Consider the following 26,142-nt stretch of genomic DNA (forward strand, 5'->3'; position numbering starts at 1 on the left):
CGCTACCAAGATCCTCGTCCGTCCGGGCCGCGCATTTCGCCGCCGGAGCGTTGCCGTTTCGAAGAGTTTGGACGCGCAACTTCACAAATGCTTATCTTTGTCACCACCTCCATGAAAAGCTCTGGAAATAGGACGTCAAAGTAAGTTATAGTTCTCGGCAGTCGCGCTCACGATTGGCGGCGGCTTTCGCGGGCTCGGTGCCCGCCCGGTCGTCGTGAACGGTCTTCCGCTGGAGGGCTCTGCGATGGCAACGCTGCGTGCGGTTTTCCCCCAACAGGTCAAGGCACGCCCCGGCGTGCGCACGATCGGCACAGAGGATCTGCGATACGCCCTCTCGAAGGGTGTCGAGGATTTCCTGGCGATGCCGACTCACGTCCTGTTCGTCATCGCGATCTATCCGATCGCAGGCCTGATCATCGCCACCGTGACGTTCGATCAGGATTTGATCCCGCTCCTGTTCCCGCTCGCCTCGGGCTTCGCCCTCGTCGGCCCGTTCGCGGCCATCGGCCTGTACGAGTTGAGCCGGCGCCGGGCGGCAGGGCTCGATGTGGGCTGGTCGCGCGCATACGCCCCCTTGAGGGCGCGGTCCGCCGGCGCGATCGTCACCGTCGGCATCGTCCTCATGGCGATCCTCATCGCCTGGCTCATCGCCGCGATGGGCCTCTACTGGGCAATCTACGGTGACGAGCAGCCCCAGACGATCTTCGCCTTCGCCGAGGATGTCCTCACCACCCGCCGTGGCTGGACCCTGATCATCATCGGCAACCTCGTGGGCTTCGCCTTCTCCCTGCTGGCCCTTGCGGTGAGCGTGGTGTCCCTGCCGCTCCTCGTCGACCGCGAGACGGACGCGCTCACGGCCATCGAGACCTCGCTCGAGGCAGTGCGGATGAATCCGCGCATCATGGTGCTCTGGGGATTCATCGTGGCGGCCTGCCTCGTGATGGGAATGCTGCCGCTCTTCGTCGGATTGACCTTGGCGCTGCCGATCCTCGGCCACGCCACGTGGCACCTGTACCGGCGCACCGTCGCTCCATGAGCGGCGGCCCCGAACGGGAGGACGTCGAGGCCCGTGCCTCCGTCGAAGGGATCCGGGTGATCCGTCCGTGAGATGAGGTGCGGGAGGCAACCGTGTTGGCGCTGATCCTCGTCCTGATCGCCCTCGGATCGATCGCCTTCCATGTCCTGAGCCCGTGGTGGTGGACGCCGATCGCCTCGAACTGGAATTACATCGACTCCACGTTGATCATCACCTTCTGGATCACCGGTCTCGCCTTCGCGGCGATCGTCCTGTTCGTCGCCTATTGCCTGGTCGCCTTCCGCCACCGACCGGGCCGGCGCGCGGCCTACGAGCCGGAGAACCGGCGCCTCGAGGGTTGGCTGACCGTGGTCACCGCCCTCGGCGTCGCCGCCCTGCTCGCGCCCGGGCTGATCGTCTGGGGGCAGTTCGTGCGGGTGCCGGCCAACGCCACCGAGATCGAGATCGTCGCCCAGCAATGGCGCTGGGCCTATCGGCTTCCCGGCGCGGACGGGCGGCTCGGCGCCTCCGGCATCGAGCATGTCAGCGACGAGAACCCGCTCGGACTCGATCCGAAGGACACGGCCGCGCGGGACGACCTCGTCATCGACGGCGACCTGCACCTGCCCCTCGGCAGGCCCGTGAAGGTCCTGCTCCGCTCGACCGATGTGGTGCACAATTTCTACGTGCCGGAGTTCCGGGCCAAGATGGACATCATCCCCGGCATGGTCACGTATTTCTGGTTCACGCCGACCCGGACGGGCACCTTCGACGCCCTCTGCAACGAGGTCTGCGGGGTCAGCCACTACGCCATGCGGGGCCGCGTGACCGTGGACGGCGAGGCGGCCTACAGCTCGTGGCTCGGCCAGCAGAAGACCTTCGCGAGCGTCGCCAGTCAGAAGCGCCTGGCCGCGGGCCGGGCAGGCTCGCAGGAGCGGTGAAGGAGGCGCCCGATGGCCGACGCGCAGCTCGGAACCGTGCCCCCCTGCCGAAAGGGGGCATCGACGACGTCGAACTCTACCACCCGCACAGCTGGCTGACGAAGTACGTCTTCAGCCAGGACGCCAAGATCATCGCCGTCCAGTACGCGACGACCGCGCTGGCGATCGGCCTTGTCGCGCTGATCCTGTCCTGGCTCATCCGGCTCCAGCTCGGCTTTCCCGGCGTCGCCTCCCTGATCGGGCCGAAGGAATATTATCAGCTCATCACCATGCACGGCATGATCATGGTGATCTACCTGCTGACCGCCCTCTTTCTCGGCGGGTTCGGCAATTACCTGATCCCGCTGATGCTCGGCGCCCGGGACATGGTGTTCCCCTACGTCAACATGCTGAGCTACTGGATCTACCTGCTCGCCGTGCTCGTCCTCGTGGCGAGCTTCTTCGCGCCGGGCGGCCCGACCGGAGCCGGCTGGACCCTCTACCCGCCGCAGGCGATCCTCTCCGGCACGCCGGGCCAGGAATGGGGCATCGTGCTGATGCTCCTCTCCCTGATCCTGTTCATCATCGGCTTCACGATGGGCGGCGTGAACTACGTCGTGACCGTGCTCCAGGCGCGGGCGCCCGGCATGACCCTGATGCGGATGCCGCTCACCATCTGGGGCATCTTCACCGCCACGATCCTGGCGCTTCTCGCCTTCCCGGCGCTGTTCGTCGGCGCCGTGATGATGCTCCTCGATCGCCTGCTCGGCACGAGCTTCTTCATGCCCGCGATTATCGAGGCGGGGCAGCGCCTGCGCTACGGCGGCGGCAGCCCGATCCTGTTCCAGCACCTGTTCTGGTTCTTCGGCCACCCGGAGGTCTACATCGTGGCGCTCCCCGCCTTCGGGATCGTCTCGGACCTGATCAGCACGCACGCGCGCAAGAACATCTTCGGATACCGGATGATGGTCTGGGCGATCGTCGCCATCGGGGCGCTGAGCTTCGTCGTGTGGGCGCACCACATGTACGTCAGCGGGATGAACCCGTATTTCGGCTTCTTCTTCGCCACGACGACGCTCGTCATCGCCATCCCGACGGCGATCAAGGTCTACAACTGGGTCCTGACCCTCTGGCGCGGAGACATCCATCTCACGCTGCCGATGCTGTTCGCCATCGCCTTCATCGTGACTTTTCTAAACGGCGGCCTGACTGGTCTCTTTCTCGGCAACGTGGTGGTCGACGTCCCGCTCTCCGACACGATGTTCGTCGTCGCACACTTCCACATGGTGATGGGCGTCGCGCCGATCCTCGTCATCTTCGGCGGCCTGTATCACTGGTATCCGAAGGTCAGCGGCCGGATGCTGGACGAGCGCCTCGGGCACCTGCACTTCTGGACGACCTTCCTCGGCGCCTACGCGATCTTCTTCCCGATGCACTATCTCGGGTTGATGGGCGTCCCGCGCCGCTACTTCGACATCGAGGGCCTCAGCTTCGCCACGCCCTCGGTCGCGACGCTCAACGCCTTCATCAGCGTCGTCGCCTTCCTCGTCGGCGCCGCCCAGATCGCGTTCCTCTACAACCTCGTCCACAGCCGGACCCACGGCGCGCCGGCCGGCGGCAATCCGTGGCGGGCGACCACCCTGGAGTGGCAGACCCCCACGACGCCGCCGCCCCACGGCAATTGGGGCGCGCACCTCCCCGTGGTCTACCGCTGGCCCTACGATTACAGCGTGCCGGGCGCGTCCGAAGACTTCATCCCCCAGAACCAGCCCGAACGCATCCCGGGCCCGTCCCCCATCTCCACCGCGGCACCCGCATGAGCGCGCCATGACCCTCGTGCTCGTCTACCTCGCCGCGCTCGCGGCCCTGTCCGCCCGGTGGCTGGCGCGGCAGCGGCTCGCCTCGAAGCCATGGCTAGAGACCGGCGCAGCGCTCGATCTCCCGCCTGGGCCGATGCGGATCCCGGCCGCTAAGCTCGGCGTGTCGGTGCTGCTGGCGGCGATCGGCCTGCTTTTCGCGCTGCTGGTGGCGGCCTACGGGATGCGCGTCCCGCGGGAGTCCTGGCAGAGCCTGCCCGATCCGCACATCCTCTGGCTGACGACGGGACTTCTCGCCCTGGCGAGCCTCGCGCTGCACGGGGGGAAGGGCGCGGCGGAACGTGATGGGCGGAGCGCCCTGATGCTCTGGCTGGCCGCCGCGTTGACGGCGATGCTCGGCTTTCTCGCCGGTCAGGGCCTCGCCTGGCGCCAGCTCCTCGACCTCGGCGCCGGCCCGAACGCCAGTGCGGCGGGCGCCTTCTTCTACCTGATCACTGCCCTGCACGCCCTTCACGTGGGTGGCGGTCTCGTCGCCCTCTGCGCAATCACGGCCCGCGCGGCGACCGCGCCCGGAACGGAGGCATCGCGCCTCGGCGTGGGGCTTTGCGCCCTCTATGCCGATGCCCTGCTCGGCGTCTGGCTCGTCCTGTTCGGGCTCCTGTTCCGGACGCCTTGGTCGGGCTGGATCTACGCCCTGTGCGGCCCCGCCTGAGGAAGCGAGGAGAGCATGACCGACGTCGCGTTCCGTTCGATCGCTCCCGCCGAGACCCGGCCGAGCCAGTGGCGGCGCCTCTCGGACGAGTGGTCGGCCGACCGTCAGACCTTCCGCGGCGCGTCCTGGCGCAAGGCCATGATGTGGATCTTCCTCCTCAGCGACACCTTCGTGTTCGGCTGCTTCCTGCTGTCCTACATGACGGTGCGGATGTCGACGACCGTGCCCTGGCCGAACCCGAGCAAGGTCTTCGCCCTCGAGATCGGCGGCACCGAGCTGCCCCTCATCCTGATCGCGATCATGACCTTCGTGCTGATCTCAAGCAGCGGCACCATGGCGATGGCGGTCGCCTTCGGCTACCGGCACGAGCGCGTGAAGACCGCGCTCCTGATGCTGCTGACGGCGCTCCTCGGCGCCATGTTCGTCGGGATGCAGGCCTTCGAATGGACGAAGCTGATCCACGAGGGCGTGCGGCCCTGGGGCAATCCGTGGGGTGCGGACCAGTTCGGCTCGACGTTCTTCATGATCACGGGCTTCCACGGCACGCACGTCACGATCGGGGTCATCGCGCTCCTCGTCATCGCCCGCAAGGTCTGGCGCGGCGATTTCGATTCCGGCCGGCGCGGCTTCTTCACGAGCCAGCGCGGACGCTACGAGAACGTCGAGATCGCGGGCCTCTACTGGCACTTCGTCGATCTCGTCTGGGTGTTCATCTTCGCCCTGTTCTATCTCTGGTAGGAGGACGAGTCATGGCGGCCGGCGCAGCGCACGAGACCGGGCAGGCCCACCCGATCCGGCTCTATCTCCTCGTCTGGGGCTGGCTGTTCGTGCTGAGCGCCTGTTCCTACCTCGTCGACTACTTCCACCTGCACGGGTACCTGCGCTGGTTCCTGATCCTGCTGTTCATGATCGTGAAGGCCGGCCTGATCGTCGCCGTCTTCATGCACATGGCCTGGGAGCGCCTCGCGCTCGTCTACGCGATCCTCGTTCCACCGGCAGCCCTCCTCGTCTTCGTGGCCATCATGACGTTCGAGGCGAGCTACACGCTCCTCACCCGCCTTGCCTTCGCCGGCGGCTGACCAGCCGTGGCGTGAGACTGCGACAAATGTGAAGGCGCGAAGCGCTGCGGGACGCTCTTCTTCGGGAAATGCGGGTGCTCCTCGTCGCGATCGGCAGCCACGGCGACGTTCTGCCATTCCTCGCCCTCGCGGCCGAGCTCGACCGGCGCGGCCACGCGGTCACGCTCGCGGCCCCGGCTCCCTTCGCGACGATGGCGGACCGGGCCGGGCTCGCCTTCCATGCGCTCGGCACCTGCGCGGATTACGCCCGATTCGCGGCGGAGCCGGAACTCTGGCACCCGAGGCGCGGGGTGAAGGCTGCCTTCCGCTACGTCTCGGCCCTCACGGAGCCGACCTTCGCCTGGCTCGCGGAGAATTGGCGGCCCGGAGAGGGCATCGTCGTCGCCTCGACGCTCGGCCTCGGCGCCAGGGTCGCGCAGGACAAGTTCGGCCTTCCCCTCGTCACGGTCCATGTCATGCCGATCCTCGTGGAGAGCCGTCACGCGCCCCCGGTGCTGCCCGGCTTCCCCCTGCCCTCCTTCCTGCCGGCGCGGTTCCGGCACTGGCTCGGCCGCGGCGCGGACACCTACGTGATTGGACCGGCCGTTCTGCCCGAGCTCAACGCGTTCCGTGCTCGACTCGGTCTGCCGCCGGTGCGCCGCCTGCGCCACTGGTGGAACAGCCCCTTGCGGGTGCTGCTCACCTTCGCGGACTGGTTTGTGCCGCCGCAGCCCGATTGGCCGGTCCAGGCTGTGCAGGTTGGATTCCCCCTCGCCGACCGCTTCGGCGATGCGGACGACCTCAGCCCTGCCCTCGAAGCATTCCTGGAGGCAGGTGAGCCGCCGCTCGCCTTCACCTACGGCTCGGCGATGCGCCAGGGCCGCAGCTTCTTCCACACCGCCGTGCGGACCTGCAGGCGCATGGGCCGGCGCGGCGTCCTCCTTGCGCCACAGGAGGACCAAGTCCCAACCGAGTTGCCGCCGGACGTCCTGCACGTGCGCTACGCCCCGTTCAGCCGGCTGCTGCCGCGCTGCGCCTCGCTGGTTCATCACGGCGGGATCGGGACCGTGGCCCAAGGCCTCGCCGCCGGGATCCCGCAACTCGTCGTGCCGGTCGCGTTCGACCATTTCGACGAGGCGCAACGCCTGAAGAGCCTCGGCGTCGGTACCGCCCTCAGCCGCCGCCGCTTCACACCGAGACGGGCCTCCGCCGAGATTCGCCGAATGCTGGCGGCCCCGCAGGTCGCGCAGGCCTGCGCCACGGCCCGGCAGCGGATGGCGGGGGGCGACGGCGTGCCCGCCGCCTGCGACGTGATGGAGCGCCTCCACCCGGCCTGACCGCGATCGGACGCGATGCCAGGGCGGGCCTCGGCATCGCCGATTCGATTCGGGTGAGGCCGGCAGATCCCGTCGACGACATCGGGACGGGCCGTGCCGATCTCGTGGGCCACGTATCCCGCCCGTCGCCATGAATGCTCCGGGTTGACGTATTCTTCGTTGCGGTCAAGCATCAATGCAAGCAAGAGTGGCATCATCGAATCCCGCTGCCGATCCATGATCTTTACGACCAACGCCGCCGGTAGACTCGCCTATCTCAGTCCAGGATGGGCCGAGATCACCGGGCAGGATGCGCGGAGTGCCGCGAATTACGGATGGGTGCGAGTGGTGCATCCGGAAGATGCCGAGATCGTGCGCGCTCTCGTGGCACGCGCCATCGACGAGGGCCGCGAGTTCAGCGTCCGCTATCGCCTGATCGATCGGCAGGGACGGCCCGTCTGGGTCGCCGCGGTCGCGATGCCGCGTCACGATCCGCATCGTCACGGCTTCCTCGGCTTCCTCGGCTCGGTGAACGAAATCCTGGGTGCGGTGTCCAAGGAAACCAGGGCCGATGGGCTCGTCGGTCGCCTCATCGCCCCGGAGGTCGGGCCGGGTCGGGTGCCGCGGTCGAGCCACGAGATCGCCGCAGCCCACATTCTGGCCGCACAGGCCGAGACTCTGCGGACGAGCAGCCGGTCGGCTCGGCAGGCCATCGAATTCGCGGCATTCGAGGTGAGCCGTCAGCTCACGCACGGTGAGGATGGTGTCGTCAGCGCCGAACTGCACTGAGCCATCTGTTCACCGCCCGCTGACCATGCCGCGCGGGGCGGTCCGCGCCAGTGATCCCGTGTGCGCCAGCGCATTCGGATTGCAACGAGGCGGCGCTACACCCAGGCGGATCGTCCTGGCATGAGGCACACCATTAGCCGCCGTCAGAACCCCGACACAGCGACCGCCCTGATCAATCTTTCGCTCTACGTTTCGGTGAGCGGGGTCTTCGCGACGGCGTTCGCGCTTGTATCCCTCGGATACTGAAAGCCCCCCGCGCGTGAGCCGCGCGAGGAGCCGCACAAGTGTCTTCGATCGGAGGCCAGAGCCTACTTGCCCTTGAGCGCGTCCTTCACGCTGCCCACGGCGTTCTGCACCTTGCCCTTGACCTGATCGGCGATGCCCTCGTTCTTGAGCTTCTCGTCGCCCGTCACCCGGCCGGCGCCTTCCTTGACCTTCCCGCCGAGGTTGGTGGCCGAGCCTTCGACGCGATCCTGATCGACAGCCATGGTTTCCTCCTGGAACTGAGCGGTGGCGCACGCGGCGCCCGTGGGAAGCGAACGACGGGTACGCTCGCCGGTTCCGCTGACGCTCGCCGATGCCGGCCCGCGTCAGGACACGCGGTCCGATCTCGCGTCAGCGTTGCACGACCCTGAGAGACCCGCGCCGGCCGTTGCATTTCTGTGCGATTCTTTACCAACGGTCAGGAGACACAGCGGTAACCTTGCCGCCGACCAGAAGGATGAAGCCGCCCGCCGCATGCACGCGCTGATTGAGGCCGGCCTGAACCGGCGCTGGTACGACCTCCGGCTGCCCGCGGCGCTGGAAGCGCGCTACCACTCCGAGCACGAGCCGCCGGACGGCTGGTATCTCCAGTCGTGGATGGTGATCTTCATCGCCTTCAACATCCTGTCTCTGAAGGTCGATCTCGATGCCTTCGGGGCGGAGGCGATCGCCATCCCGGCGGGCCTCACGCTCGGTCTTTTCGTGCCGCTGGCGATCGGCTCGATCATCATCCTGCGAGGACGTCCCTCCGCCGGTGTCCAGATGGGCGCGGTGCTCGTGACGGGGCTCGTCGATATGGCGATCGTGCTCAACAGCGCGCGGATCGCGCCGCCGGAGCACGCGCATACCTACCTGATCCTCGCGGCCATCGTGCCGCTCGTGGTCGGGATGATCGCGCCCCTCTCCTTCCGGCACAGTCTCGTCTTCTGCTTCGGCAGCTTCGCCCTCTACGTGATCTCGATCGTCGCCTTCGGACTCAGCGACACCGGGGGCAGCGGGGTCCCGCTGCTCGTGGCGAGCCTGGTTCTGGTGCCGCTGAAGCTCGCCTATTCCCGGGAATGGGAGACCAAGCGCAGCTTCCTGTTCGGCCTGCGCGAGAAGGCGCAGGCGGAGGCCCTGGCGCAGGCGAATGCGCGCCTGACCATTCTCTCGGAGACGGACCCGCTGACGGGCGTGGCGAACCGGCGCCTGTTCACGGAGCGCCTGCGGGCGGTCTGGGAATCCAGGCCGGTGGACGGCGACTGGATCGGCATCGTTGTCGTCGACATCGACCGCTTCAAGCTCCTGAACGACTCGGCCGGTCACGCGGCCGGGGATGCCTGCCTGACCCGCGTCGCCGAGGCGTTGCGGGGACCGGTCGAGGCGCGGGGCGGCCTCATCGCCCGCTACGGCGGCGAGGAGTTCGTTGCCCTGGTTCCCGGCCTCACGGAGGCGGCGGCCTGCGCGGCCGGCGAGGAGATGCGCCAGGCGGTCGCCGGTCTCGCGATCCCGCATCCGGGACTCGGCCCACGCCGCTACGTCACCGTGAGCGTCGGCGTGACGGCGGCGCGGACCCGCTGGCGGAATGAGGGGCTCGACGCCGATTCGCTTCTCAAGGCCGCCGACGAGGCTCTCTACCGGGCGAAGAACGGCGGGCGGGACCGGGTCGAGATCGAGGCCGCCACACGGCCTCTCACGCAAGCTTTGACCGGGCCGCGGCCGGCCCGGCGCATTGCCGTGGCGGCCACGCGCGTCATCAGCGTGTCGCGGCCGGCGGCGTGACGACGTGGATCAGTTCGCCGGATCGTGCTGGGCGTGGACGGTCGCCTCCAGCTGACCCCGCTCCTCCAGGGCGCGGATGGCGTGGTGCCGGCTCAGGCCCTCGAAGAGGTCGACGGCCGATGGGCGCCCGTCCTGCGCCATGTAGGCTGCGAGCCGCGCGTAATCGGTGGCGAGGCGCTCGTCGCGTGCCGCGGCCCGGGCCAAGCCCGACACGGTCACCTGGAACTCGGAAAGCTGATTCTGAGGCACGGCCGTCACGCTGTTCCGGGCCGAAGCCCTCTCTCGCCCGAAGAGTTTGCCGAAGCGCGGCCGGAAGGCAATGCCTTGGTTGCCGGGACCCTTGGCCGCGCCCGTTTTCGGGATGAATCGCGCAGCTTGGAGTGCGGTCACGCGGGGACCAGGCCACTCCAGATCATGCTGAGCCCGGCGAGAAGCATCAGCCCATCCATCAGGACGCGAAAGCGCTCGGGCGAGAGTCTCAGCACGAAGGGCTTGGCGAGGAATGCCCCGGCCATCAGCGAGGCGCCGACGACGAGCCCCTTCGCCAACTCCGCCATCGGCAGCGCGCCCGCCCCCTGAAAGGTCAGCGTCTTGCTCGCGTAGACGGCGAAGGAACCCGCGGCCTCGGTGCCGATAAAGGCACCCTTCGACAGCCCGTAGGCCACGAAGAGCGGCACCGAGATCGGCCCCGTCGAGACCACGATGCCGGTGAGAAAGCCGATCACGGCCCCGCCGAGCGCGAGATGGACGAGGTTCAGGCGCACGAGGTGCCGGGCGAGCCAGTGCCGGGCCGGGATCATCGCGAGAAGAAACGCACCGATCGCGAGGTCGACAGCGCGCGCGGGCAGCACGAGCAGCGTCCGCGCTCCGGCCGCTGCGGCGAGGGCTCCCGGCACCGCGTAGGCCGCGAAGGCGCGCCGATCGACGGCCTGCCACCACGCGAGCACCCGCGAGACATTCGCCATCACGGCAGCGACAGCCATGATCGGCACGGCCGCCTTCGGCCCGTAGACGGCGGCAAGCACCGGCACGAGCATGATCGAGGAGCCGGTACCCACGATGCCGCTGATGATTCCCGCGACGAGACCGACGGCGAGAACGAAGAGAACGCCCATCCCTATCTTCTGCTCGCTCGCTAGCCTCCCCGCGGGCACCCGGCGTTCCGAGAAGCCGGCCCCTCCCCACCCTGACATCCCGGGAAGCGATCCGACCGCTTGAGATGCGCAAGTGCGCCGCGGATCACGGCGAGCGCGGAGAGCCCCCGCCCGCGCTCCTACTGCGTCACCTCATTGCCGCTGTAGTCGATGGCGCCGGCAGCGTTCTTCTTCCAAACGTACATCACGTAGTCGGGGCGGGTGATGTCGCCCTTCTTGTCGTAGGCGATCTCGCCGATCACGGTCCGCGTCGGCTTGCCCTGGTGGAGATAGTCGGCGAGCGCCTTGCCGTCCGTCGAGCCCGTCGCCTCGATCGCCTTAGCGAGGATCTGGACCGCCGCGTAGGAGTAGAGCGTGTAGGCCTCCGGATCGATGCCCTTTGCCTTGAAGGCCGCCACCACGTCCTTGGCGTCCGGGTTCTTGCGGGCATCGGGCGAGAAGGTCATCAGCGTGCCCTCGGCGCCCGGGCCGGCGATCTGCACGAACTCCTTGTCGGTGATGCCGTCGCCGCCCATCAGCGCCGCCTGCAGGCCCTGGTCCCGCATCTGCCGGATCAGCAGGCCGGCCTCCGTATGGATGCCGCCGAAATAGACGATGTCGATGCCGGCCTGCTTCAGCTTCGAGACGAGGGCGGAGAAATCCTTCTCGCCGGGATTGATGCCCTCGTAGACGGCATCCTTGCCGCCCTTGGCGCGGAAGACCTTGCGGGTCTCGTCGGCGAGCCCCTTGCCGTAGGGCGTCTTGTCGTGGACGAAGGCGACCCTCTTGGCCGCGAAGTGCTTGGCGAGATACTCGCCCGCCACCGCGCCCTGTTGGTCGTCGCGGCCGCAGGTGCGGAAGGTGTTCCAGTTGCCGCGCTCGGTGAACTTCACCGCCGTCGAGGCCGGTGTGATCTGGATGATGCCGGCGTCCTGGTAGACGTCGGAGGCCGGGATCGAGACACCGGAATTGAAGTCGCCCACCACCATGGTGACGCCCTCGGAGGCGAGCTTGTTGGCGACCGAGACGCCCTGCTTCGGGTCGGAGGCGTCGTCGCCGCTGGACAGCTCGAACTTCTTGCCCTTGATGCCGCCCGCCTTGTTGATGTCCTCGACCGCCTGCACAGCGCCGTTGCGGATCTGCGCTCCGAAGGCGGCACTGCCGCCGGTGACCGGGCTCGCGACGCCGATCTTGATCTGAGCCTGCGCCACCGAGACCGGCTCTCCCGAGACCAGCAGGCCGAGCGCGAGGCCCGCCAACACCATCGTCCTCATCTCACGTCCCCTTCTGTCGTCGGTGCCCCGGAGGGCGAGAACCCGCATCCTACGGCATCTCCGCGCGCGGGCGCTCCCGCCATGTCAGCGGCGAGGTGCGCTCGTAGAGCCAGCGGTACTGGGTGGTCATCTGCCGGGTGCGGGTGGCCCGAAAGGCGATCGCTCCGATCGCCAGCACCACGCCGGCGTCGGCGAGGTAGCGGGGGCCGGAGAGGAGCGTGCCCTCGAACAGGGCGAAGTGGATGAAGCGGACGGCCGCCGCGACCGCGAGCAGCGCCGGCACGGTTTGCCAGAACGGGCGCCAAGTCCGAGCGATGCCGCGGGCCGTCATCCAGGCGGCCCAGCCGCCCATGACCACGGTGACGAGGAGGAACAGAAGGGGCGAGCCCTCGAAGAGTTCCGCCGGCATGCTCAGCCCTTCGCCTCGGCGATCGTCGATGCCTCGACGATGCCGCCCTCCAGGTAGGCCGCCTTCACGGCCGGATCGTCGAGCAGGGTGCGACCGCTGCCGCTCATCGTGACGCGACCGTTCACGAGGACGTAGCCCCGGTGGGCGAGCTTGAGGGCGTGGTAGGCGTTCTGCTCCACGAGGAAGATCGTCATCCCCTCGCGCCGATTGAGGTCGCGGATGGCCCCGAAGATCTGCTTCACGACGAGGGGCGCGAGGCCGAGCGACGGCTCGTCGAGGAGGAGGAGGCGCGGCCGGCTCATCAGGGCGCGGGCGATGGCGAGCATCTGCTGCTCGCCGCCCGACATGGTGCCGGCGCGCTGCTGCAGGCGCTCCTTCAGGCGCGGGAACAGGGTGCAGACCCGCTCCAGATCCTCGGCAAAGTGGCGCCCGCCGTGGAGGCTCGCGCCCATCTGCAGGTTCTCCTGCACGCTCATGCGCGGGAAGACGCGTCGCCCCTCCGGGGATTGCGCGATTCCGAGCCGCGCGATGGCGTGGGTTGGAAGCCGGGTGATGTCCTGCCCGGCGAAGCGGACGCTGCCGGTGCGCGCTTGCGGAGAGCCGAAGATCGTCATCATCAGGGTCGACTTGCCGGCCCCGTTGGCGCCGATCAGCGTGACGATCTCGCCCTCCGCGACCTCGATATCGACGTCGCGGAGCGCAGCGACGCTGCCGTAATAGGCCGAGACGCCCCGCACCGCGAGGAGCGGGGAAGCGGCGGCCGCCTGGCGTGCGCGGGTCTCCTCGACGAGGACGTTGATGCCGGCAACGCTCATGCCTCGGCCTCCGCGCTCGGCAGGACGAGCCCGACCTCCGCCTCGACGGCCTCCACCTCCTCGTCCTCGACGCCGAGATAGGCGGCCACGACACGCGGGTCGGCCCGCACGGAGCCGGGCGAGCCGTCCGCGATCTTCACGCCGTAATCGAGCACGACGACGTGGTCGGAGATCTCCATCACCACCGACATGTCGTGCTCGATGAGGAGCACGGAGGTGCCGTCCTCGCGGATGCGGCGAAGGAGTTCCGTCAACTCAGCCGATTCCCGCGGGTTGAGGCCGGCGGCTGGCTCGTCGAGGCAGAGAAGGACGGGCTCCGTGCACATCGCCCGCGCGATCTCGAGGCGGCGCTGCGCTCCGTAGGGGAGATCGCCCGCCGGATCGTCGGCGCGGGCGGTCAGCCCGATCCGCTCGAGCCACAGGCGCGCCCGCTCGATCGCGGCGCGCTCCGCCGCCCGGTAGCCGCCGATGCCGAGGAGCCCGAGCAGGGTGAAGCCCGAGGCGCGCATGAGCGGCGCGTGCTGAGCGACCAGGAGGTTCTCCAGCACGGTCATGCCGGAGAACAGGCGGATGTTCTGGAAGGTTCGGGCCACCCGCGCCCGGCGGTTCACCGCGTGGTTCGGCAGCCGCTCCAAGAGGTGGCGGGCGCCGTCCGCATGGGCGAGGGTCAGGCGCCCCTCGGTCGGCTTGTAGAAGCCGGTGATGCAGTTGAAGACTGTGGTCTTGCCCGCCCCGTTCGGACCGATCAAGGCGGTGATGTCTCCGCGCAAGACCTCGAAGGAGAGGTCGTTGACAGCGAGCAGGCCGCCGAAGCGCATCGAGAGATGCTCGACGGTGAGGACGACCTTGCGCGGCTCGATCGGGCCCGACATCAGCCGTGGCCCTCGCGCACGAGGGCACCCGAGACGGCCCGTCGCTCGTTGAGGGCGACGGACGGCATGCGCACCGAGATCAGCCCGCGCGGACGCCAGACCATCATGGCGACCATGGCGAGGCCGAACAGGAGCAGGCGGTACTCGTTCGGATCGAAGCCGGCGCCGAAGACCGCTTTCAGGAAGCCGAGGTTGCGCAGGAGTTCCGGCCCGCCGACCATCGCGATGGCGGCGATCGCGACGCCGACCTGGCTGCCCATGCCACCGAGGACCACGATCGCCAGGATGATCGCGCTCTCCAGGAAGTTGAAGCTCTCCGGACTGATGAAGCCCTGGCGCACGGCGAAGAAGGAGCCCGCGAAGCCGCCGAACATGGCGCCGAGCGCGAAGGCGGTGAGCTTCGTCGTCGTGGTGTTGATGCCGAGCGATCGGCAGGCGATCTCATCCTCGCGCAGAGCTTCCCAGGCTCGGCCGATCGGCAGGCGCCGCAGGCGGAGCGTCACCGCGTTGGTGATCAGCGCCAGCGCCAGGATCAGGTAGTAGAGGAAGACGTTGCGGTGCATCGCGTCGAAGTTGAGGCCGAACGTCGCCGCGAAGCCGGTCGGCCCGGCCGTGAACGGGATGCCGAAGAAGCTCGCCCGCGGGATCGACGAGATGCCGGCCGAGCCGCCGGTCAGGTCGACCCAGTTGATCAGGACGAGGCGGATGATCTCGCCGAAGGCCAGCGTCACGATGGCGAGATAGTCGCCCCGCAGGCGCAGGACGGGGAAGCCGAGCAGCATGCCCCAGAGCCCGGCGGCGAGCCCAGCGAGCGGCAGGCAGAGCCAGAACGACAGGCCGAAGGTGGTGGCGAGCAGCGCGTAGGTGTAGGCGCCGACCGCGTAGAAGGCGACGTAGCCGAGGTCGAGCAGGCCCGCGAGCCCAACGACGATGTTGAGCCCCCAGCCGAGCATCACGTAGGTGAGGATCAGGATGCCGAGGTCGATCCAGTAGCGCGCGGGTCCGAGGCCGCCGCTCGCGAGCGCGGCGACGAGCGGCAGCGCCAGGGCCGCGCCGAGGAAGAGCGGCAGCGCCAGGGACGAGATCCGCTGGCCGGCATGCGGCGTCGCGTCGACGGCTTCCGTCGCCTGACGCGGCGAAGGGGTGAGCGCGCGGCGCGCGTCCCGGCGGAACAGGATCAGGCGCTGGGCCACGCGAAGGACGAAGATCGCCGCGCAGAGGCCGGCGACCAGCCCCCAGCGCGGGGTGAGGTCGAGGGCGCTCGTCTGGCTGAGATCGGTCCGGTAGCTCACGACCGGGATGCAGAGCCCGAGGGTGACGAGGGCATAGAGCCCCGCGTCCCGCAGGATCCCCCCGAGGTCCGGACCTCGCGCCACCCCGTCCAGCTTGGTGCCGGCCATGCCGCTCAGACCTTCTCGACCTCGGCCCGGCCGAGGATGCCCGACGGCATGAAGATCAGGACGATGGCGAGGATCGAGAAGGCGGCGACATCCTTGTACTCGATCGAGAAATAGGCCGACCAGAAGGTCTCGATGAGCCCGATGATCAGCCCGCCGAGAACGGCGCCCGGCAGCGAGCCGATGCCGCCGAGAACGGCCGCCGTGAACGCTTTCACCCCGGGCACGAACCCGTCCGAGAACGAGACGACGCCGTAGTAGAGGAGGTAGAGGACGCCGGCGACCGCCGCGAGCGCCGCACCGAGAACGAAGGTCAACGAGATCGTCCGATCGACGTCGATGCCGAGGAGCGCGGCCATGCGCCGGTCCTGCTCGCAGGCCCGTTGCGCCCGGCCGAAGGCCGTGCGCTGGACGAGATACCAGAAGCCGGCGAGCAAGATCACGGTCACGGCCATGATCAGGCACTGCTTGTAGGAAAGGGTCACGGCATAGCCGTCGCGCTCGAACAGGGTGAAGCCGCCGTTCAGCATCGGCGGTGTCGGCTTGTTGCGCGCGCCCTGTGCCACCTGCACGAAATTCGACAGGAAGATCGAGACCCCGATCGCCGAGATCAGCGGCGCGAGCCGGAAGGAGCCGCGCAGCGGCCGGTAAGCGACGCGCTCGATCGCCCAGCCCCAGAGGGCGGTGAGAGGCATGGTGATCAGGAGCACAACGATCAGCGCGAGCGGGACCGAGGCGATCCCGAGCCAGGTCGTGAGGATGAGGAAGCCGATCAGCGCGATGAAGGTCGACACCATGAAGACGTCGCCGTGGGCGAAGTTCACCATCCCGATGATGCCGAAGACCATCGTGTAGCCGATCGCGATCAGACCGTAGATCGCCCCGAGCGTGAGCCCGTTGATCAGCTGCTGTACGAACACATCCATTCGGCGCTGTCTCGCGTCGTTCCGGGCCTGAGGCGGGAGCCTCGCCGAGCGTAGGAGCCAGGGCAAGTCCCGTACCGGTCGCCGTCGCCGGCGCGCCGCGGATTCCCCCATCCTCCGTCCGTTTCCCGGGCGGCTTTGGCCGGACCATAGCCGATCAGCCAGCAAAATGCGCGCGGCGATTGCAGCGCTTCCCGCATCGCAGCACGCGGCGTACGGCCACGCTTTTCTCTTGTTAATTCAGTCGAGACGGCGCGACCGGCCAAGGACAGCGATGGCTTTTCCTCTCGCAGCGCAGCAGAAATACTTAGGTAGAAGGTACTGTGAAGGGCTTGCGCCGTCTGAACGGCGGGTTAACGTCGTGCCATCGTGACAGCGTTCGACGATCAACCTCAAAGGCAGGGTGGCTCCCATGTCCGAGATGATTCGTGTGAAACCCACCCAGGACGGCACCTACACCGTCTACCGCGGCCCCACCGCGCTGATCGCAGGCCTGACGCGCCTTCAAGCCGAGCGCTACGAGGCGACCATCGCCCGTCAGCGGCGGGACGCCCTGCTACCTCCGGAGGCATGAGAGCCGCACCCTGACGCGCGCGCCTGCTTCTGCGCATCCCGCACGAGGTCGACGGAATTTGCAGGCTCTCACGCTCCGGCGAGATCAAGCGGACCCAGATCCTCGATGAGACCGCTGCCGTTGAGGCCGCGGCTCGTCGCGCTGATGCGGTGTCGACCGCCCTCGCACGTGAACGCGTAGAGATAGTAGGCGGCGCGCCGGGCTGGCAGGTCGGCATGCGTGCCAGCTCGCGCGGAGGCCGAGGGCCCGCCGACGACCGGCACCCTCAGGCCATCCGGTCCCGGAACGTGCGCGACGCTGCCGACATGGTTGTGGCCGTGCAGGATCAGCTCCGCGCCCGCCCGGCCGATCATCGCCGTGAACGCCGCCGCGTCCTTGAGCTCGCGGCCCGCCACCGCACCGCCCGGATGCGGCGGATGGTGGATCATCACCACCCGGCAGGGCCGATCGGGCTCGCTTCCCAGCGCGACGAGGAGCGCTTCCGCGGCGGCGAGTTGCGCCTCCCCGAGCCGCCCGCTCGCAGCGAAGGGCTTCGTCGGGATCGCCGACGACAGGCCGACGAGGGCGACAGGCCCGCGCCGTCGCAGAAAGGGGAAGCACCCGCGACGCCCCGCATCGTCCGCCGTCCAGGGGCCGCAGGTGCCGAGCAGCCCATCGAGGGAGCCGCGCACGTAGGCATCGTGATTGCCGGGCACGAAGCTGACGCGCTCGGGCGTGCCCAGCGCTTCCAGGAAGACGCGCGCCGTCTCCCACTCGCTCGGCAGGCCGATGTTGCAGAGATCGCCCGTGCAGGCGACGTGGTCGGGCGATTGCACCCTCATGTCCGCGACGAGGGCCGCTAGGACCTCCATGTCGTGGCTGCGGGACCGTCCGCGCCGCCAGTTGGCGTAGCCTGTGGCCCGCTTGCTGAAGAGCTGCCGCAGCCGCGGCCGCGCCAGCGGGCCGACATGCGGGTCGGTGAGATGGGCGAGACGGAACATGGGGCCGGACAATCACCGCGCGCATCGCGCCGGCTCCGCATCGCGGCTCGGGCTTCCCGCGTCAAGCGTGCCGCGGATGCGGGACCGCCTCATGCGCTCCCGATAAGGACGCCCGCCAGCAGGACGAGGATGCCGCCGATCACCACCTGCAGGGAGGCGCGCCAGAATGGCGTCGCCATGTAGCGGGTGCGGATGCCGGAGATGATCAGAAGCTCCAGCACCACGACGGCGATGGCGAGTCCCGTCGCGAGCAGGAAGGCGTTCGGCCAGGCATCGGGGATCGCGTAGGGCAGCGTGTGGCCCAGGCCGCCGAGAGCCGTCGCGACGCCGCAGACGGCGCCTCGGATCACGGGCGAGCCGCGCCCAGTCACCTGCCCGTCGTCCGAGAGGGCCTCGGTAAAGCCCATGCTGATGCCGGCTCCGACCGAGGCGGCGAGACCGACAAGGAATGTCGCCCCGTTGCTGTGCGTGGCGAAGGCGGCCGCGAAAATCGGAGCCAGCGTCGAGACGGAGCCGTCGATCAACCCAGCGAGCGCGGGCTGCACGTATTGCAACACGAAGCTGCGGTGGCGTTCCTCGGCGGTAGCGTCGGGCTCGATGGCATTCGGAAGAGCGATCGGCATGCGGCAGCGTTCCTGTTTGGATTGATTCCAATCTATATATTAGAATGGATCTAAACAAGTCGGGCGCCGCTTTTTCGCCCGCTGCCTAACTTAGGAGCCCACGGCTCTGTGAAGGGCGCCGCCGGCCCGTTCGGTTGATGCTCCGGAGGGATCGGAGCTAGACAGGCCGCCGCCCCGACAGGCTGCTTGAGAGGGCCGCGATCGCTCGTCCAGAGGGGCGAGCCCGACGGTCAGAACAGGATTCCTGCGACGCGCCCGGATCGGGTCGCCGGACTTTCAGAAGCGAGACATGAGCCTCGTCAAACGCATCAGCCGATTGCCGGCCGTCCAGGGCGCGTTGGGCCACCTCGCCGCCGATTACCTGCGGCTTGTTCGACGGACCAATCGCTTCAGCGTGATCCCCGCCGAGGAGACCGACGCGTGGATCGACCGGCTCACGCCCTTCATCGCGGGCATGTGGCACGGCCAGCACATCATGGTGCCGTTCCTGCGCCGGCCTCAGGATCGCGTCGCGACGATCATTTCCCGCAACCCGGACGGCAACATCAACACGATCGCGTTGGAGCGCCTCGGCATCCGAGTGATGCGGGCCTCGGGCGCGCGAGGCCGCGTCGTGCGCGACGCCCGCGCCAAGGGCGGCGCCGAGGGCCTGCGCGCCATGCTGCGGGCGCTCAAGGACGGCGAGACGGTCGCCTTCAGCGCCGATGTTCCGAAAGTCTCGCGCCGCTGCGACGCCGGCATCATGACGCTGGCCCGCTTCTCGGGCCGGCCGATCGTGCCCGTCGCCGTGGTGACGAGCCGTCACCTGCGATTCAATTCCTGGGACCGGGCCTGCCTCGGGCTTCCCTTCGGCCGCGGTGCGATGGTGTTCGGCGAGCCGATCTCCGTACCGCGCGAGGCGGATGCCGAGACCTTCGAGAACTTGCGGCGCCGGGTCGAGGCGGAGATGAACCGCGTCCACGACCAAGCCTACGGCCTCGTCGGGAGACCGGACCGGATCGGCCTGCCATCCTGGGGCTGCCGGCATGAGGGCGCCTCCGCTCACCCTCGCCCTTCGGGCCTACCGGGCCGGGCTCTATCTCGGCGAACCGGCGCTGGCGGGCCTGCTCGCCGTCCGGGCGCGCCGCGGCAAGGAGGATCCGGGGCGCCTGCCCGAGCGGCGCGGCCTTCCGGGCCGAGCACGCCCGGTCGGCTCCCTCGTCTGGATGCACGGGGCGAGTATCGGCGAGGCGCTCTCGCTCGTCGGTCTGGTCGACGGGATGATCCGGCGCGGATTCTCGGTCTTGGTGACGACGGGCACGAGGACGGCGGCCGAACTGATCGGCAGCCGCCTGCCGCCGGGCGCCGTGCACCAGTACATGCCCCTCGACGCGCCCCGCTGGATCGAGCGCTTCCTCGACCATTGGCAGCCGGACCTCGCCCTCGTGGCCGAATCCGAGATCTGGCCGAACACCATCCTGGCCCTGCACGCCCGCGCGGTCCCGCTTCTCCTCGTCAACGGGCGGATGTCGGAGCGTTCCTTCAGGGGCTGGGAGCGCTCGCCGCGCACCGCACAGGCACTCCTGGCCCGCATCGCCATCTGCCTCGCGCAGACCAAGGAGGATGCGGAGCGTTTCGAGCGCCTCGGCGCACCGCGGGTGAGCGTTGCCGGGAATCTCAAATACGACGCCGCCGTGCCACCCGCCGACCGGCAGCAGATCGCCTATCTCGGGGACATGATCGGCGACCGGCCCGTCTGGGTCGCGGCGAGCACGCATGCGGGCGAGGATGCCCTGGTGGCGCGCACGCACGCGGCCTTGAAGGAGCGCCTGCCCCGGCTCCTCACCATCATCGTGCCGCGCCACCCGCGGCGGGGCGAGGAGGCGGCATCCTGCGCCGCCGCCGAAGGGCTGCGCACGGCGCGTCGGGCGGCGGGCGGACGACCGCACCCGTCCGTCGAGGTCTACGTGGCGGACACGATCGGCGAGCTCGGCCTGTTCTACCGGCTGAGCCCGCTCGTCTATCTCGGCGGCTCGCTCGTTCCCCACGGTGGCCAGAACCCGATCGAGCCCGTGCGCCTCGATACAGCGGTGGTGCACGGGCCCCACACGCACAATTTCGAGCAGGTCTACCGCGCCCTCGATGAAGCCGGCGGCGCACTCTCCGTCGCGGACGGGGCGGAACTCACCGCCACGGTCGGCGAACTTCTGGACGATCCCCGCCGCATCCGCGTGATCGCCACCTCCGGCCAGCGGGCCCTGCGTCCCTTCGAGGGCGCGGTGGAACGGACCCTCGCCGTGCTCGACCCCTTCATCGCGCAGATGAAGCTCGCGGCACTGAACCCCTCCTGATACCGTCGCCGGATGATTGGACGGGTCGACGGTGAACTGAGTATCGCGGGTATTTCGCGGAACGCTGGCCAGGTGACGGGTACGGATCGATTCGAAGCGGTCGGCCTCCGCAACGCTCCGTTCGGACCTCATCCGGCCTTCGAATGATGCGGCCGCCTCGGTTCTGGTCCGCCGGTCCCGGTCACCCGGCGGCGCGGCTTCTCACGCCGATCGGGCGCGTCTACGGGGCGCTCACCGCTGCTCGCATGGATCGGCCGGGCGAGCGCCTCCCGTGCCCCGTCCTCTGCATCGGAAACGTCACCCTCGGTGGCGCCGGCAAGACGCCGACCGCTCTGGCGATCGCCGCCCTGCTCGCCGAGATGCGTCACCGGCCCGCCTTCCTCAGCCGCGGCTACGGCGGGCAGTTCGCGGGCCCGGTCGTCGTGGACCCGGATCGGCACGCGGCGCGAGAGGTGGGCGACGAGCCCCTCCTCCTCGCCCGGGTCGCCCCGACCATCGTTTCCCGAGACCGCCCGGCCGGAGCACGCGCCTGCCTCGCGGCGGGCGCGGACGTCATCGTCATGGATGACGGCCTGCAGAACCCGAGCCTCGCCAAGGATCTGGCGCTCGCCGTGGTCGATGCCGGCGCGGGCATCGGAAACGGCCTTCCCTTCCCGGCCGGCCCCCTGCGGGCCCCCCTCGACCGGCAGTGGCGCCATGTCGGCGGCCTCGTCCTCGTCGGCGAAGGCGTGGCCGGCGATCCCCTGGCGCGTGAGGCGGAACGGCGGGGCCTGCCGGTGTACCGGGCCGCCTTGGTGGCCGCGGCGAGTGGCTTCGCGGGCCGGCGCGTCTACGCCTTCGCGGGGATCGGACGGCCTGAAAAATTCTTCGAGAGCCTGCGCGCGACGGGGGCGGCGATCGCAGGGAGCCGCGCCTTCCCCGATCATCATCCCTTCGGCGCCGGTGACCTCTCAGCGCTTGCCGATGCCGCAGACCGGCTCGGGGCGGATCTCGTCACCACCGAGAAGGATGCGGTCCGCCTGCCGCCGGAATTCCGGGCCCGGGTGCGTGCCCTCCCCGTCGCGCTGCGCTTTGCCGATCCGGAACCGATGCGGAGGCAACTCACCGCGCTCGTCCGTGCGCGCTGAGGCGGCCTTTCAGCGGGCCCCCGCCTCCTTCAGCCGCTGCATGGCGGCGTCGGGTGTCGCGTAGGCCTCCTGGCGCTCGACGCTCCAGTAGCGCAGGGCGTCAAGGTGGATCGGTTCGCCGGTCACCGCACAGCGCACGTAGCTGCCGGGCTTGATCACCCGCATGGTGCCGTCGCCGTACTCCACCACCGCCTCGCCGCTCGCTCCACGCTCGTAACGGCCCAGCATCCCGCTCTCCCGGTTCGCGAAATCTCCGTCCTCGCTCATAGGAGCCTCGCCGGGCCTTGTCGATCTCGCCCCTCGACGGGCCGCCCGGCCAGTGCCAATGATCGCGCCATGTGCGCTGAGACAGCGGCCCCGAGATGGCCCATGGACGCGGGCCCGCCCGCATGAGCCCCGCGATCGAGGACCTGTTCCGGGCGGCCGCCGCCGCACGGGCGCGGGCCCACGCCCCGTATTCTGGCTTCCCGGTCGGCGCCGCCTTGCGCGACGAGACGGGGACGATCCACGCCGGCTGCAACGTGGAGAACGCAGCCTATCCGGTCGGCACCTGCGCGGAGGCAGGCGCCATCGCCGCGATGGTCGCGGGCGGGGGGCGGCGGATCGATGCCATCCTCGTCCTCGGCGGCGGAGCGGAGCTCGTGACACCCTGCGGCGCCTGCCGCCAGCGCATCCGGGAGTTCACGGAGGGCGCAACCCCGATCCACGTCGCCGGGCCGGATGGCCTGCGCCGCACGTTCAGCTTGGACGAACTCCTGCCCGCTTCCTTCGGCCCGGAGACTCTCGGTGGTGGGCGCTGAGTCCGATATCGATCGCGCCGTCGCGGCGCTAGGTCAGGCGGGCTTCGCCGGCCCGTACGCCTGCGCGATCGTGACCGGCACTGGGCTCGGGCTCCTGGCCGCGAGCCTCGCGGAGCGCGAGAGCCTGCCCTACGCCGCGATTCCGGGTTTCCCAAGCCCGGCGTGAGCGGGCACGGCGGCAGCCTGCACAGGGGCCGCCTCGGCGGCCGGCCCGTCCTGGTGCTGGAGGGCCGCGCCCACGCCTACGAGCGCGGCGACGCGGCAGCGATGCGTATCCCGGTCGGCACCGTCGCAGCCCTGGGGGCCGATGCGCTCGTTCTCACCAACGCGTCAGGCTCGCTGATGACCGAGGCCGGGCCCGGCAGCCTCGTGATGCTCACCGACCACCTCAATCTCTCGGGTCTCAACCCGTTGATCGGCGAGGCGAGCGACGCGCGCTTCGTGCCGATGACGGAAGCCTATGACCCGACGTTGCGGGACCGGATGCGCGAGGCCGCGCGCGAGTCCAGTCTTCCCCTGCATGAGGGCATCTACGCGTGGTTCTCCGGCCCGAGCTTCGAGACACCGGCCGAGGTGCGCATGGCAGGCCGTCTCGGCGCAGACCTCGTCGGCATGTCGACGGTGCCGGAGGTGATCCTCGCCCGCTTCTTCGGATTGCGCATCGTCGCCCTTTCTGTGGTGACGAACCGGGCCGCGGGCATCGGCGGCGGTGATCCGCACCACACCGAGACGAAGGCAGCGGCGGCCCGTGCGGCCGCGGATCTGACGCGGCTGGTGACGGCCTTCGTCGAGCGCCTCGGGCCTCAGGCGTGAGGGTGACACCATGACGGACGAGAGCATGACCGACCCGACGACCGACGATGCGGGAATCGCCCGGCGGGCCCTGCCACTCCTCGACCTCACCAACCTCGCCGACATCTGCACAACGAGCCACATCGAGGCGCTCTGCCGCGACGCCCGCGCCGGCAGCGTGGCGGCGGTCTGCGTCTGGCCGCAATTCGTCGGCGAGGCCGCCCGGGCACTCAAGGGCACGCCGATCCGCGTCGCCACCGTCGTCAACTTCCCGGCCGGCGGCGAGGACATCGAGCGCGCGGTCGAGGACGCGGCGGAGGCGATCTCGGACGGGGCTCATGAGATCGACCTCGTCCTTCCCTACCGCGCCATCCTGCGCGGCGACGCGGAGACGGCCCGAGGCCTCGTCGAGGCGGTGCGGGACGTCTGCCACAAGACCTGCCTCAAAGTGATCTTGGAGACGGGTGCCCTCGGCGAACCGGAGCGGATCGACGAGGCTTCCCGCCTCGCGATCGAGGCCGGCGCGGATTTCCTGAAAACCTCGACGGGCAAGTCCCCCGTCTCGGCGACGCCGCAGGCTGCCGAGGCGATGCTGAGGGCAATTCGGGCGCACGGGGGCGGCCGGCGCGTCGGCCTCAAGGTGTCGGGCGGGCTGCGCAGCGTCGCGGATGCGGCCACCTACCTCGCCCTCGCCGACCGCGTCATGGGTTCGGACTGGGCCGAGCCGGCAACCTTCCGGCTCGGGGCGAGCAGCCTCTACGGAGAGTTGACCGCTGCCGTGGCGCGCGCCTCGTGAGCCTTCCGCAGGAAACCATCCGACGCAAGCGTGACGGCCTGACCCTCACGGAAGCGGAGATCGCGACCTTCGTCGAGGGAATCACGGCCGAGACGGTTACGGAGGGGCAGGCCGCGGCTTTCGCCATGGCGGTATTCTTCCGCGGCTTGTCGCTCCCGGAGCGCGTGGCGCTGACCCGGGCGATGACCGCCTCTGGCACCGTGCTCGCCTGGGACCTGCCCGGCCCTGTCCTCGACAAGCACTCGACCGGCGGCATCGGCGACACGGTGAGCCTCGCGCTCGCGCCGATGGTCGCCGCCTGCGGCGGCTACGTACCGATGATTTCCGGCCGCGGGCTCGGCCATACCGGCGGTACTCTCGACAAGCTCGCGAGCATCCCGGGCTACGACGTCGCGCCGGGGCTCGACCGCTTCCAGGCGGTCACGCGGGCGGTCGGCTGCGCCATCATCGGGCAGACTGGCGACCTCGCACCGGCGGACAGGCGGCTCTACGCAATCCGGGACGTCAGCGGCACGGTCGAGTCCCTCGACCTGATCACGGCCTCGATCCTCTCGAAGAAGCTCGCGGCGGGCCTCGGCGGCCTCGTGATGGATGTGAAGGTCGGCTCCGGCGCCTTCATGGCGGAACGCGACGCGGCTCGGGCGCTGGCCGAGAGCATCGTCACCGTGGCGAATGGAGCCGGCCTGCCGACCCGCGCCCTCATCACCGACATGGACGCGCCGCTCGCCTCGGCGGCCGGAAACGCGGTCGAGGTCGCCTACGCGATCGACTACCTGACGGGGCGGCGGCGCGAGCCGCATTTCCACGCGGTGACGCTGGCGCTCTGCGCCGAGATGCTGGTGCTCGGCGGCCTCTGCATGGGCGCGGACACGGCTGCCGCGCGGCTCGAGGACGCCCTCGTCTCGGGGCGTGCGGCGGAGATCTTCTCGCGGATGGTTGCCATGCTCGGAGGACCTGCCGACCTCTTGGAACGGCCGGAGCGGCACCTGCCGCGGGCACCGGTCGTCCGAAAAGTCCGCGCCGAGGGCGTCGTCGCCAGCGTGGCGACCCGCGAGATCGGGCTCGCGGTGATCGGCCTGGGCGGCGGTCGGACCCGGCCTCAGGATGGGATCGACCCCGCGGTCGGGTTCACCGATCTGGCGCGACCCGGCACGGCGAGCGGGATCCTCGGGATCGTGCACGCCCGCGACGACGCCGCGGCAGAGGCGGCCGAGGCGGCCTTGCGAGCGGCCTACAGGCTGGGGAAGGCGCCGTCGGTGGAACCCGCGGTGCTGGAGCGGGTGGAGTAGCCCCCCTCCTGCCTGAAGGCAGGAGGGGGCCGCGTTGCGCGAGGCCGGACGACCTTACCAGCGGTAGTGGCGGTGGTGCCGGTGATGGTGATGCCGGTGATGATGGTGGCGCCATCCGTGGTGGCGGTGACCCCAGCCATGATGCCTGTGGCGCCAGCCGTGGTGATGGCCCCAGCCATGATGGTGATGGCCACCGCGGACCTGGATCAGCGTGCCGTCAGGCTCGCCGGCGACGGCCGGCGCGGGGGCGAGCGGAGCGGCTTGCGCGAGCGGGGCACCCAGGACGAGGCCGCCGGCGAGGGCGAGAGCGGCGGCGAGGCCGCGGCCTGACCAGCGCGAGCTCAGGGACATGAACG

At 69.6% G+C, this 26,142-nt stretch carries 27 protein-coding genes and 3 pseudogenes; 17 read left to right on the top strand and 13 right to left on the bottom strand.

Annotation, left to right across the window (positions count from 1 at the left end; translation table 11 throughout):
• The first annotated feature begins 244 nt into the window (after positions 1-244).
• The 8 genes from DK389_RS06945 to DK389_RS06980 all read left to right on the top strand — a co-directional run bounded on the left by DK389_RS06945 (position 245) and on the right by DK389_RS06980 (position 7,627).
• The gene (locus tag DK389_RS06945) at positions 245-1,036 is read left to right on the top strand and encodes a DUF2189 domain-containing protein (RefSeq protein WP_109888362.1); all 792 of its coding nucleotides are present in this window, start codon (positions 245-247) and stop codon (positions 1,034-1,036) included.
• 95 nt (positions 1,037-1,131) lie between these two features.
• Entirely contained in the window at positions 1,132-1,956 is an 825-nt protein-coding gene (locus tag DK389_RS06950; RefSeq protein WP_109888364.1) for a cytochrome c oxidase subunit II, read from the top strand.
• Between the two features lie 44 nt (positions 1,957-2,000).
• Positions 2,001-3,755, top strand: a complete 1,755-nt coding sequence (locus tag DK389_RS06955; RefSeq protein WP_109896103.1) for a cytochrome c oxidase subunit I — start codon at positions 2,001-2,003, stop codon at positions 3,753-3,755.
• A gap of 7 nt (positions 3,756-3,762) precedes the next feature.
• Positions 3,763-4,464 (top strand): cytochrome c oxidase subunit 3 family protein, encoded by a 702-nt coding sequence (locus DK389_RS06960; RefSeq protein WP_109888366.1) that lies wholly within the window; start codon positions 3,763-3,765, stop codon positions 4,462-4,464.
• Between the two features lie 15 nt (positions 4,465-4,479).
• Positions 4,480-5,202, top strand: a complete 723-nt coding sequence (locus DK389_RS06965) for a heme-copper oxidase subunit III family protein (RefSeq protein ID WP_109888368.1) — start codon at positions 4,480-4,482, stop codon at positions 5,200-5,202.
• Positions 5,203-5,213: 11 nt separating this feature from the next.
• Complete coding sequence (locus DK389_RS06970; protein WP_109888370.1) at positions 5,214-5,543, top strand: cytochrome C oxidase subunit IV family protein; 330 nt, start codon at positions 5,214-5,216, stop codon at positions 5,541-5,543.
• A gap of 68 nt (positions 5,544-5,611) precedes the next feature.
• The gene (locus DK389_RS06975) at positions 5,612-6,859 is read left to right on the top strand and encodes a glycosyltransferase (protein WP_109888372.1); all 1,248 of its coding nucleotides are present in this window, start codon (positions 5,612-5,614) and stop codon (positions 6,857-6,859) included.
• Positions 6,860-6,952: 93 nt separating this feature from the next.
• Positions 6,953-7,627 (top strand): PAS domain-containing protein, encoded by a 675-nt coding sequence (locus DK389_RS06980; RefSeq protein WP_162560543.1) that lies wholly within the window; start codon positions 6,953-6,955, stop codon positions 7,625-7,627.
• Between the two features lie 308 nt (positions 7,628-7,935).
• Here DK389_RS06980 and DK389_RS06985 read toward each other — a convergent pair whose 3' ends face one another.
• Positions 7,936-8,115 (bottom strand): CsbD family protein, encoded by a 180-nt coding sequence (locus DK389_RS06985; RefSeq protein ID WP_109888375.1) that lies wholly within the window; start codon positions 8,113-8,115, stop codon positions 7,936-7,938.
• Positions 8,116-8,365: 250 nt separating this feature from the next.
• On the opposite strand from DK389_RS06985, the gene DK389_RS06990 reads away from it, so the two are divergent.
• Positions 8,366-9,652 (top strand): GGDEF domain-containing protein, encoded by a 1,287-nt coding sequence (locus tag DK389_RS06990; protein WP_109888377.1) that lies wholly within the window; start codon positions 8,366-8,368, stop codon positions 9,650-9,652.
• Positions 9,653-9,661: 9 nt separating this feature from the next.
• Here the strand turns inward: DK389_RS06990 and DK389_RS32125 are convergent, their stop codons facing one another.
• The 8 genes from DK389_RS32125 to DK389_RS07030 all read right to left on the bottom strand — a co-directional run bounded on the left by DK389_RS32125 (position 9,662) and on the right by DK389_RS07030 (position 16,478).
• Positions 9,662-9,901: a hypothetical protein gene (locus DK389_RS32125; RefSeq protein ID WP_162560544.1), complete on the bottom strand. Its 240-nt coding sequence runs from the start codon at positions 9,899-9,901 to the stop codon at positions 9,662-9,664.
• Between the two features lie 137 nt (positions 9,902-10,038).
• Positions 10,039-10,767: a sulfite exporter TauE/SafE family protein gene (locus tag DK389_RS07000; RefSeq protein WP_109888381.1), complete on the bottom strand. Its 729-nt coding sequence runs from the start codon at positions 10,765-10,767 to the stop codon at positions 10,039-10,041.
• 158 nt (positions 10,768-10,925) lie between these two features.
• Positions 10,926-12,059 carry a branched-chain amino acid ABC transporter substrate-binding protein gene (locus tag DK389_RS07005; protein ID WP_194075171.1) on the bottom strand — a complete coding sequence of 378 codons (1,134 nt, stop codon included), beginning with the start codon at positions 12,057-12,059 and terminating at the stop codon, positions 10,926-10,928.
• A gap of 49 nt (positions 12,060-12,108) precedes the next feature.
• A complete protein-coding gene (locus tag DK389_RS07010) occupies positions 12,109-12,468 on the bottom strand; it encodes a DUF6867 family protein (RefSeq protein ID WP_109888383.1) in 360 nt (119 codons plus the stop codon).
• Positions 12,469-12,470: 2 nt separating this feature from the next.
• The gene (locus tag DK389_RS07015) at positions 12,471-13,283 is read right to left on the bottom strand and encodes an ABC transporter ATP-binding protein (protein WP_109888385.1); all 813 of its coding nucleotides are present in this window, start codon (positions 13,281-13,283) and stop codon (positions 12,471-12,473) included.
• Positions 13,280-14,155, bottom strand: a complete 876-nt coding sequence (locus DK389_RS07020; RefSeq protein WP_109888387.1) for an ABC transporter ATP-binding protein — start codon at positions 14,153-14,155, stop codon at positions 13,280-13,282. Before DK389_RS07020 ends, DK389_RS07015 begins: the two co-directional genes overlap by 4 nt.
• Positions 14,155-15,555, bottom strand: a complete 1,401-nt coding sequence (gene livM / locus DK389_RS07025; RefSeq protein ID WP_109888389.1) for a high-affinity branched-chain amino acid ABC transporter permease LivM — start codon at positions 15,553-15,555, stop codon at positions 14,155-14,157. The genes DK389_RS07020 and livM overlap by 1 nt, the downstream gene beginning before the upstream one ends.
• Positions 15,556-15,560: 5 nt before the next feature.
• Complete coding sequence (locus DK389_RS07030; protein WP_109888391.1) at positions 15,561-16,478, bottom strand: branched-chain amino acid ABC transporter permease; 918 nt, start codon at positions 16,476-16,478, stop codon at positions 15,561-15,563.
• 409 nt (positions 16,479-16,887) lie between these two features.
• Here DK389_RS07030 and DK389_RS33365 point away from each other — a divergent pair, with 409 nt between their 5' ends.
• Positions 16,888-17,049, top strand: a complete 162-nt coding sequence (locus DK389_RS33365; RefSeq protein ID WP_194075172.1) for a hypothetical protein — start codon at positions 16,888-16,890, stop codon at positions 17,047-17,049.
• Between the two features lie 68 nt (positions 17,050-17,117).
• On the opposite strand, the gene DK389_RS07035 is transcribed toward DK389_RS33365, so the two are convergent.
• Both DK389_RS07035 and DK389_RS07040 read right to left on the bottom strand, forming a co-directional pair.
• The gene (locus tag DK389_RS07035; protein ID WP_109888393.1) at positions 17,118-18,029 is read right to left on the bottom strand and encodes a metallophosphoesterase family protein; all 912 of its coding nucleotides are present in this window, start codon (positions 18,027-18,029) and stop codon (positions 17,118-17,120) included.
• Between the two features lie 89 nt (positions 18,030-18,118).
• A pseudogene (locus DK389_RS07040) lies at positions 18,119-18,628 on the bottom strand (VIT1/CCC1 transporter family protein); the annotation flags it as partial.
• 313 nt (positions 18,629-18,941) lie between these two features.
• Between DK389_RS07040 and DK389_RS07045 the strand changes: the two are divergent.
• From DK389_RS07045 to lpxK, 3 genes and pseudogenes are all read left to right on the top strand, one after another.
• Positions 18,942-19,655, top strand: a pseudogene (locus DK389_RS07045) (lysophospholipid acyltransferase family protein); the annotation flags it as partial.
• Between the two features lie 22 nt (positions 19,656-19,677).
• Positions 19,678-20,982, top strand: a complete 1,305-nt coding sequence (locus DK389_RS07050; RefSeq protein ID WP_109888397.1) for a 3-deoxy-D-manno-octulosonic acid transferase — start codon at positions 19,678-19,680, stop codon at positions 20,980-20,982.
• A gap of 146 nt (positions 20,983-21,128) precedes the next feature.
• On the top strand, positions 21,129-22,109 hold the full coding sequence (gene lpxK, locus DK389_RS07055; protein ID WP_109896107.1) for a tetraacyldisaccharide 4'-kinase: 981 nt from the start codon (positions 21,129-21,131) through the stop codon (positions 22,107-22,109).
• Between the two features lie 9 nt (positions 22,110-22,118).
• Here lpxK and DK389_RS07060 read toward each other — a convergent pair whose 3' ends face one another.
• Positions 22,119-22,337, bottom strand: coding sequence for a DUF2093 domain-containing protein (locus tag DK389_RS07060; RefSeq protein WP_109896109.1), 219 nt, complete (start codon positions 22,335-22,337; stop codon positions 22,119-22,121).
• A 134-nt stretch (positions 22,338-22,471) separates the two neighbouring features.
• On the opposite strand from DK389_RS07060, the gene DK389_RS07065 reads away from it, so the two are divergent.
• From DK389_RS07065 to deoA, 4 genes and pseudogenes are all read left to right on the top strand, one after another.
• Positions 22,472-22,909: a cytidine deaminase gene (locus DK389_RS07065; RefSeq protein WP_236960690.1), complete on the top strand. Its 438-nt coding sequence runs from the start codon at positions 22,472-22,474 to the stop codon at positions 22,907-22,909.
• Between the two features lie 7 nt (positions 22,910-22,916).
• Positions 22,917-23,722: pseudogene (locus DK389_RS07070) on the top strand (purine-nucleoside phosphorylase).
• 25 nt (positions 23,723-23,747) lie between these two features.
• On the top strand, positions 23,748-24,497 hold the full coding sequence (gene deoC, locus DK389_RS07075; RefSeq protein WP_109896110.1) for a deoxyribose-phosphate aldolase: 750 nt from the start codon (positions 23,748-23,750) through the stop codon (positions 24,495-24,497).
• Positions 24,494-25,786, top strand: a complete 1,293-nt coding sequence (gene deoA, locus DK389_RS07080; RefSeq protein ID WP_109888401.1) for a thymidine phosphorylase — start codon at positions 24,494-24,496, stop codon at positions 25,784-25,786. Before deoC ends, deoA begins: the two co-directional genes overlap by 4 nt.
• A 54-nt stretch (positions 25,787-25,840) precedes the next feature.
• Here deoA and DK389_RS07085 read toward each other — a convergent pair whose 3' ends face one another.
• Positions 25,841-26,137, bottom strand: a complete 297-nt coding sequence (locus tag DK389_RS07085) for a hypothetical protein (protein WP_109888403.1) — start codon at positions 26,135-26,137, stop codon at positions 25,841-25,843.
• Between the last annotated feature and the right edge of the window lie 5 nt (positions 26,138-26,142).

The sequence above is a fragment of the Methylobacterium durans genome, from assembly GCF_003173715.1.
Taxonomy (GTDB): domain Bacteria; phylum Pseudomonadota; class Alphaproteobacteria; order Rhizobiales; family Beijerinckiaceae; genus Methylobacterium; species Methylobacterium durans.

Coding starts and splice junctions, on each gene's coding strand:
- DK389_RS07000 (WP_109888381.1), bottom strand. CDS start 10,767: ATGGGCGTTCTCTTCGTTCTCGCCGTCGGTCTCGTCGCGGGAATCATC.
- DK389_RS06985 (WP_109888375.1), bottom strand. CDS start 8,115: ATGGCTGTCGATCAGGATCGCGTCGAAGGCTCGGCCACCAACCTCGGC.
- DK389_RS07035 (WP_109888393.1), bottom strand. CDS start 18,029: ATGTTCCGTCTCGCCCATCTCACCGACCCGCATGTCGGCCCGCTGGCG.
- DK389_RS07020 (WP_109888387.1), bottom strand. CDS start 14,155: ATGTCGGGCCCGATCGAGCCGCGCAAGGTCGTCCTCACCGTCGAGCAT.
- deoC (WP_109896110.1), top strand. CDS start 23,748: ATGACCGACCCGACGACCGACGATGCGGGAATCGCCCGGCGGGCCCTG.
- DK389_RS06990 (WP_109888377.1), top strand. CDS start 8,366: ATGCACGCGCTGATTGAGGCCGGCCTGAACCGGCGCTGGTACGACCTC.
- DK389_RS06970 (WP_109888370.1), top strand. CDS start 5,214: ATGGCGGCCGGCGCAGCGCACGAGACCGGGCAGGCCCACCCGATCCGG.
- DK389_RS06975 (WP_109888372.1), top strand. CDS start 5,612: ATGCGGGTGCTCCTCGTCGCGATCGGCAGCCACGGCGACGTTCTGCCA.
- lpxK (WP_109896107.1), top strand. CDS start 21,129: ATGCGGCCGCCTCGGTTCTGGTCCGCCGGTCCCGGTCACCCGGCGGCG.
- DK389_RS07030 (WP_109888391.1), bottom strand. CDS start 16,478: ATGGATGTGTTCGTACAGCAGCTGATCAACGGGCTCACGCTCGGGGCG.
- DK389_RS07015 (WP_109888385.1), bottom strand. CDS start 13,283: ATGAGCGTTGCCGGCATCAACGTCCTCGTCGAGGAGACCCGCGCACGC.
- DK389_RS06960 (WP_109888366.1), top strand. CDS start 3,763: ATGACCCTCGTGCTCGTCTACCTCGCCGCGCTCGCGGCCCTGTCCGCC.
- DK389_RS33365 (WP_194075172.1), top strand. CDS start 16,888: ATGTCCGAGATGATTCGTGTGAAACCCACCCAGGACGGCACCTACACC.
- DK389_RS07065 (WP_236960690.1), top strand. CDS start 22,472: ATGGCCCATGGACGCGGGCCCGCCCGCATGAGCCCCGCGATCGAGGAC.
- DK389_RS07085 (WP_109888403.1), bottom strand. CDS start 26,137: ATGTCCCTGAGCTCGCGCTGGTCAGGCCGCGGCCTCGCCGCCGCTCTC.
- DK389_RS07010 (WP_109888383.1), bottom strand. CDS start 12,468: ATGCCGGCGGAACTCTTCGAGGGCTCGCCCCTTCTGTTCCTCCTCGTC.
- DK389_RS07060 (WP_109896109.1), bottom strand. CDS start 22,337: ATGCTGGGCCGTTACGAGCGTGGAGCGAGCGGCGAGGCGGTGGTGGAG.
- DK389_RS06965 (WP_109888368.1), top strand. CDS start 4,480: ATGACCGACGTCGCGTTCCGTTCGATCGCTCCCGCCGAGACCCGGCCG.
- DK389_RS07050 (WP_109888397.1), top strand. CDS start 19,678: ATGAGGGCGCCTCCGCTCACCCTCGCCCTTCGGGCCTACCGGGCCGGG.
- DK389_RS07005 (WP_194075171.1), bottom strand. CDS start 12,059: ATGAGGACGATGGTGTTGGCGGGCCTCGCGCTCGGCCTGCTGGTCTCG.
- livM (WP_109888389.1), bottom strand. CDS start 15,555: ATGGCCGGCACCAAGCTGGACGGGGTGGCGCGAGGTCCGGACCTCGGG.
- DK389_RS06945 (WP_109888362.1), top strand. CDS start 245: ATGGCAACGCTGCGTGCGGTTTTCCCCCAACAGGTCAAGGCACGCCCC.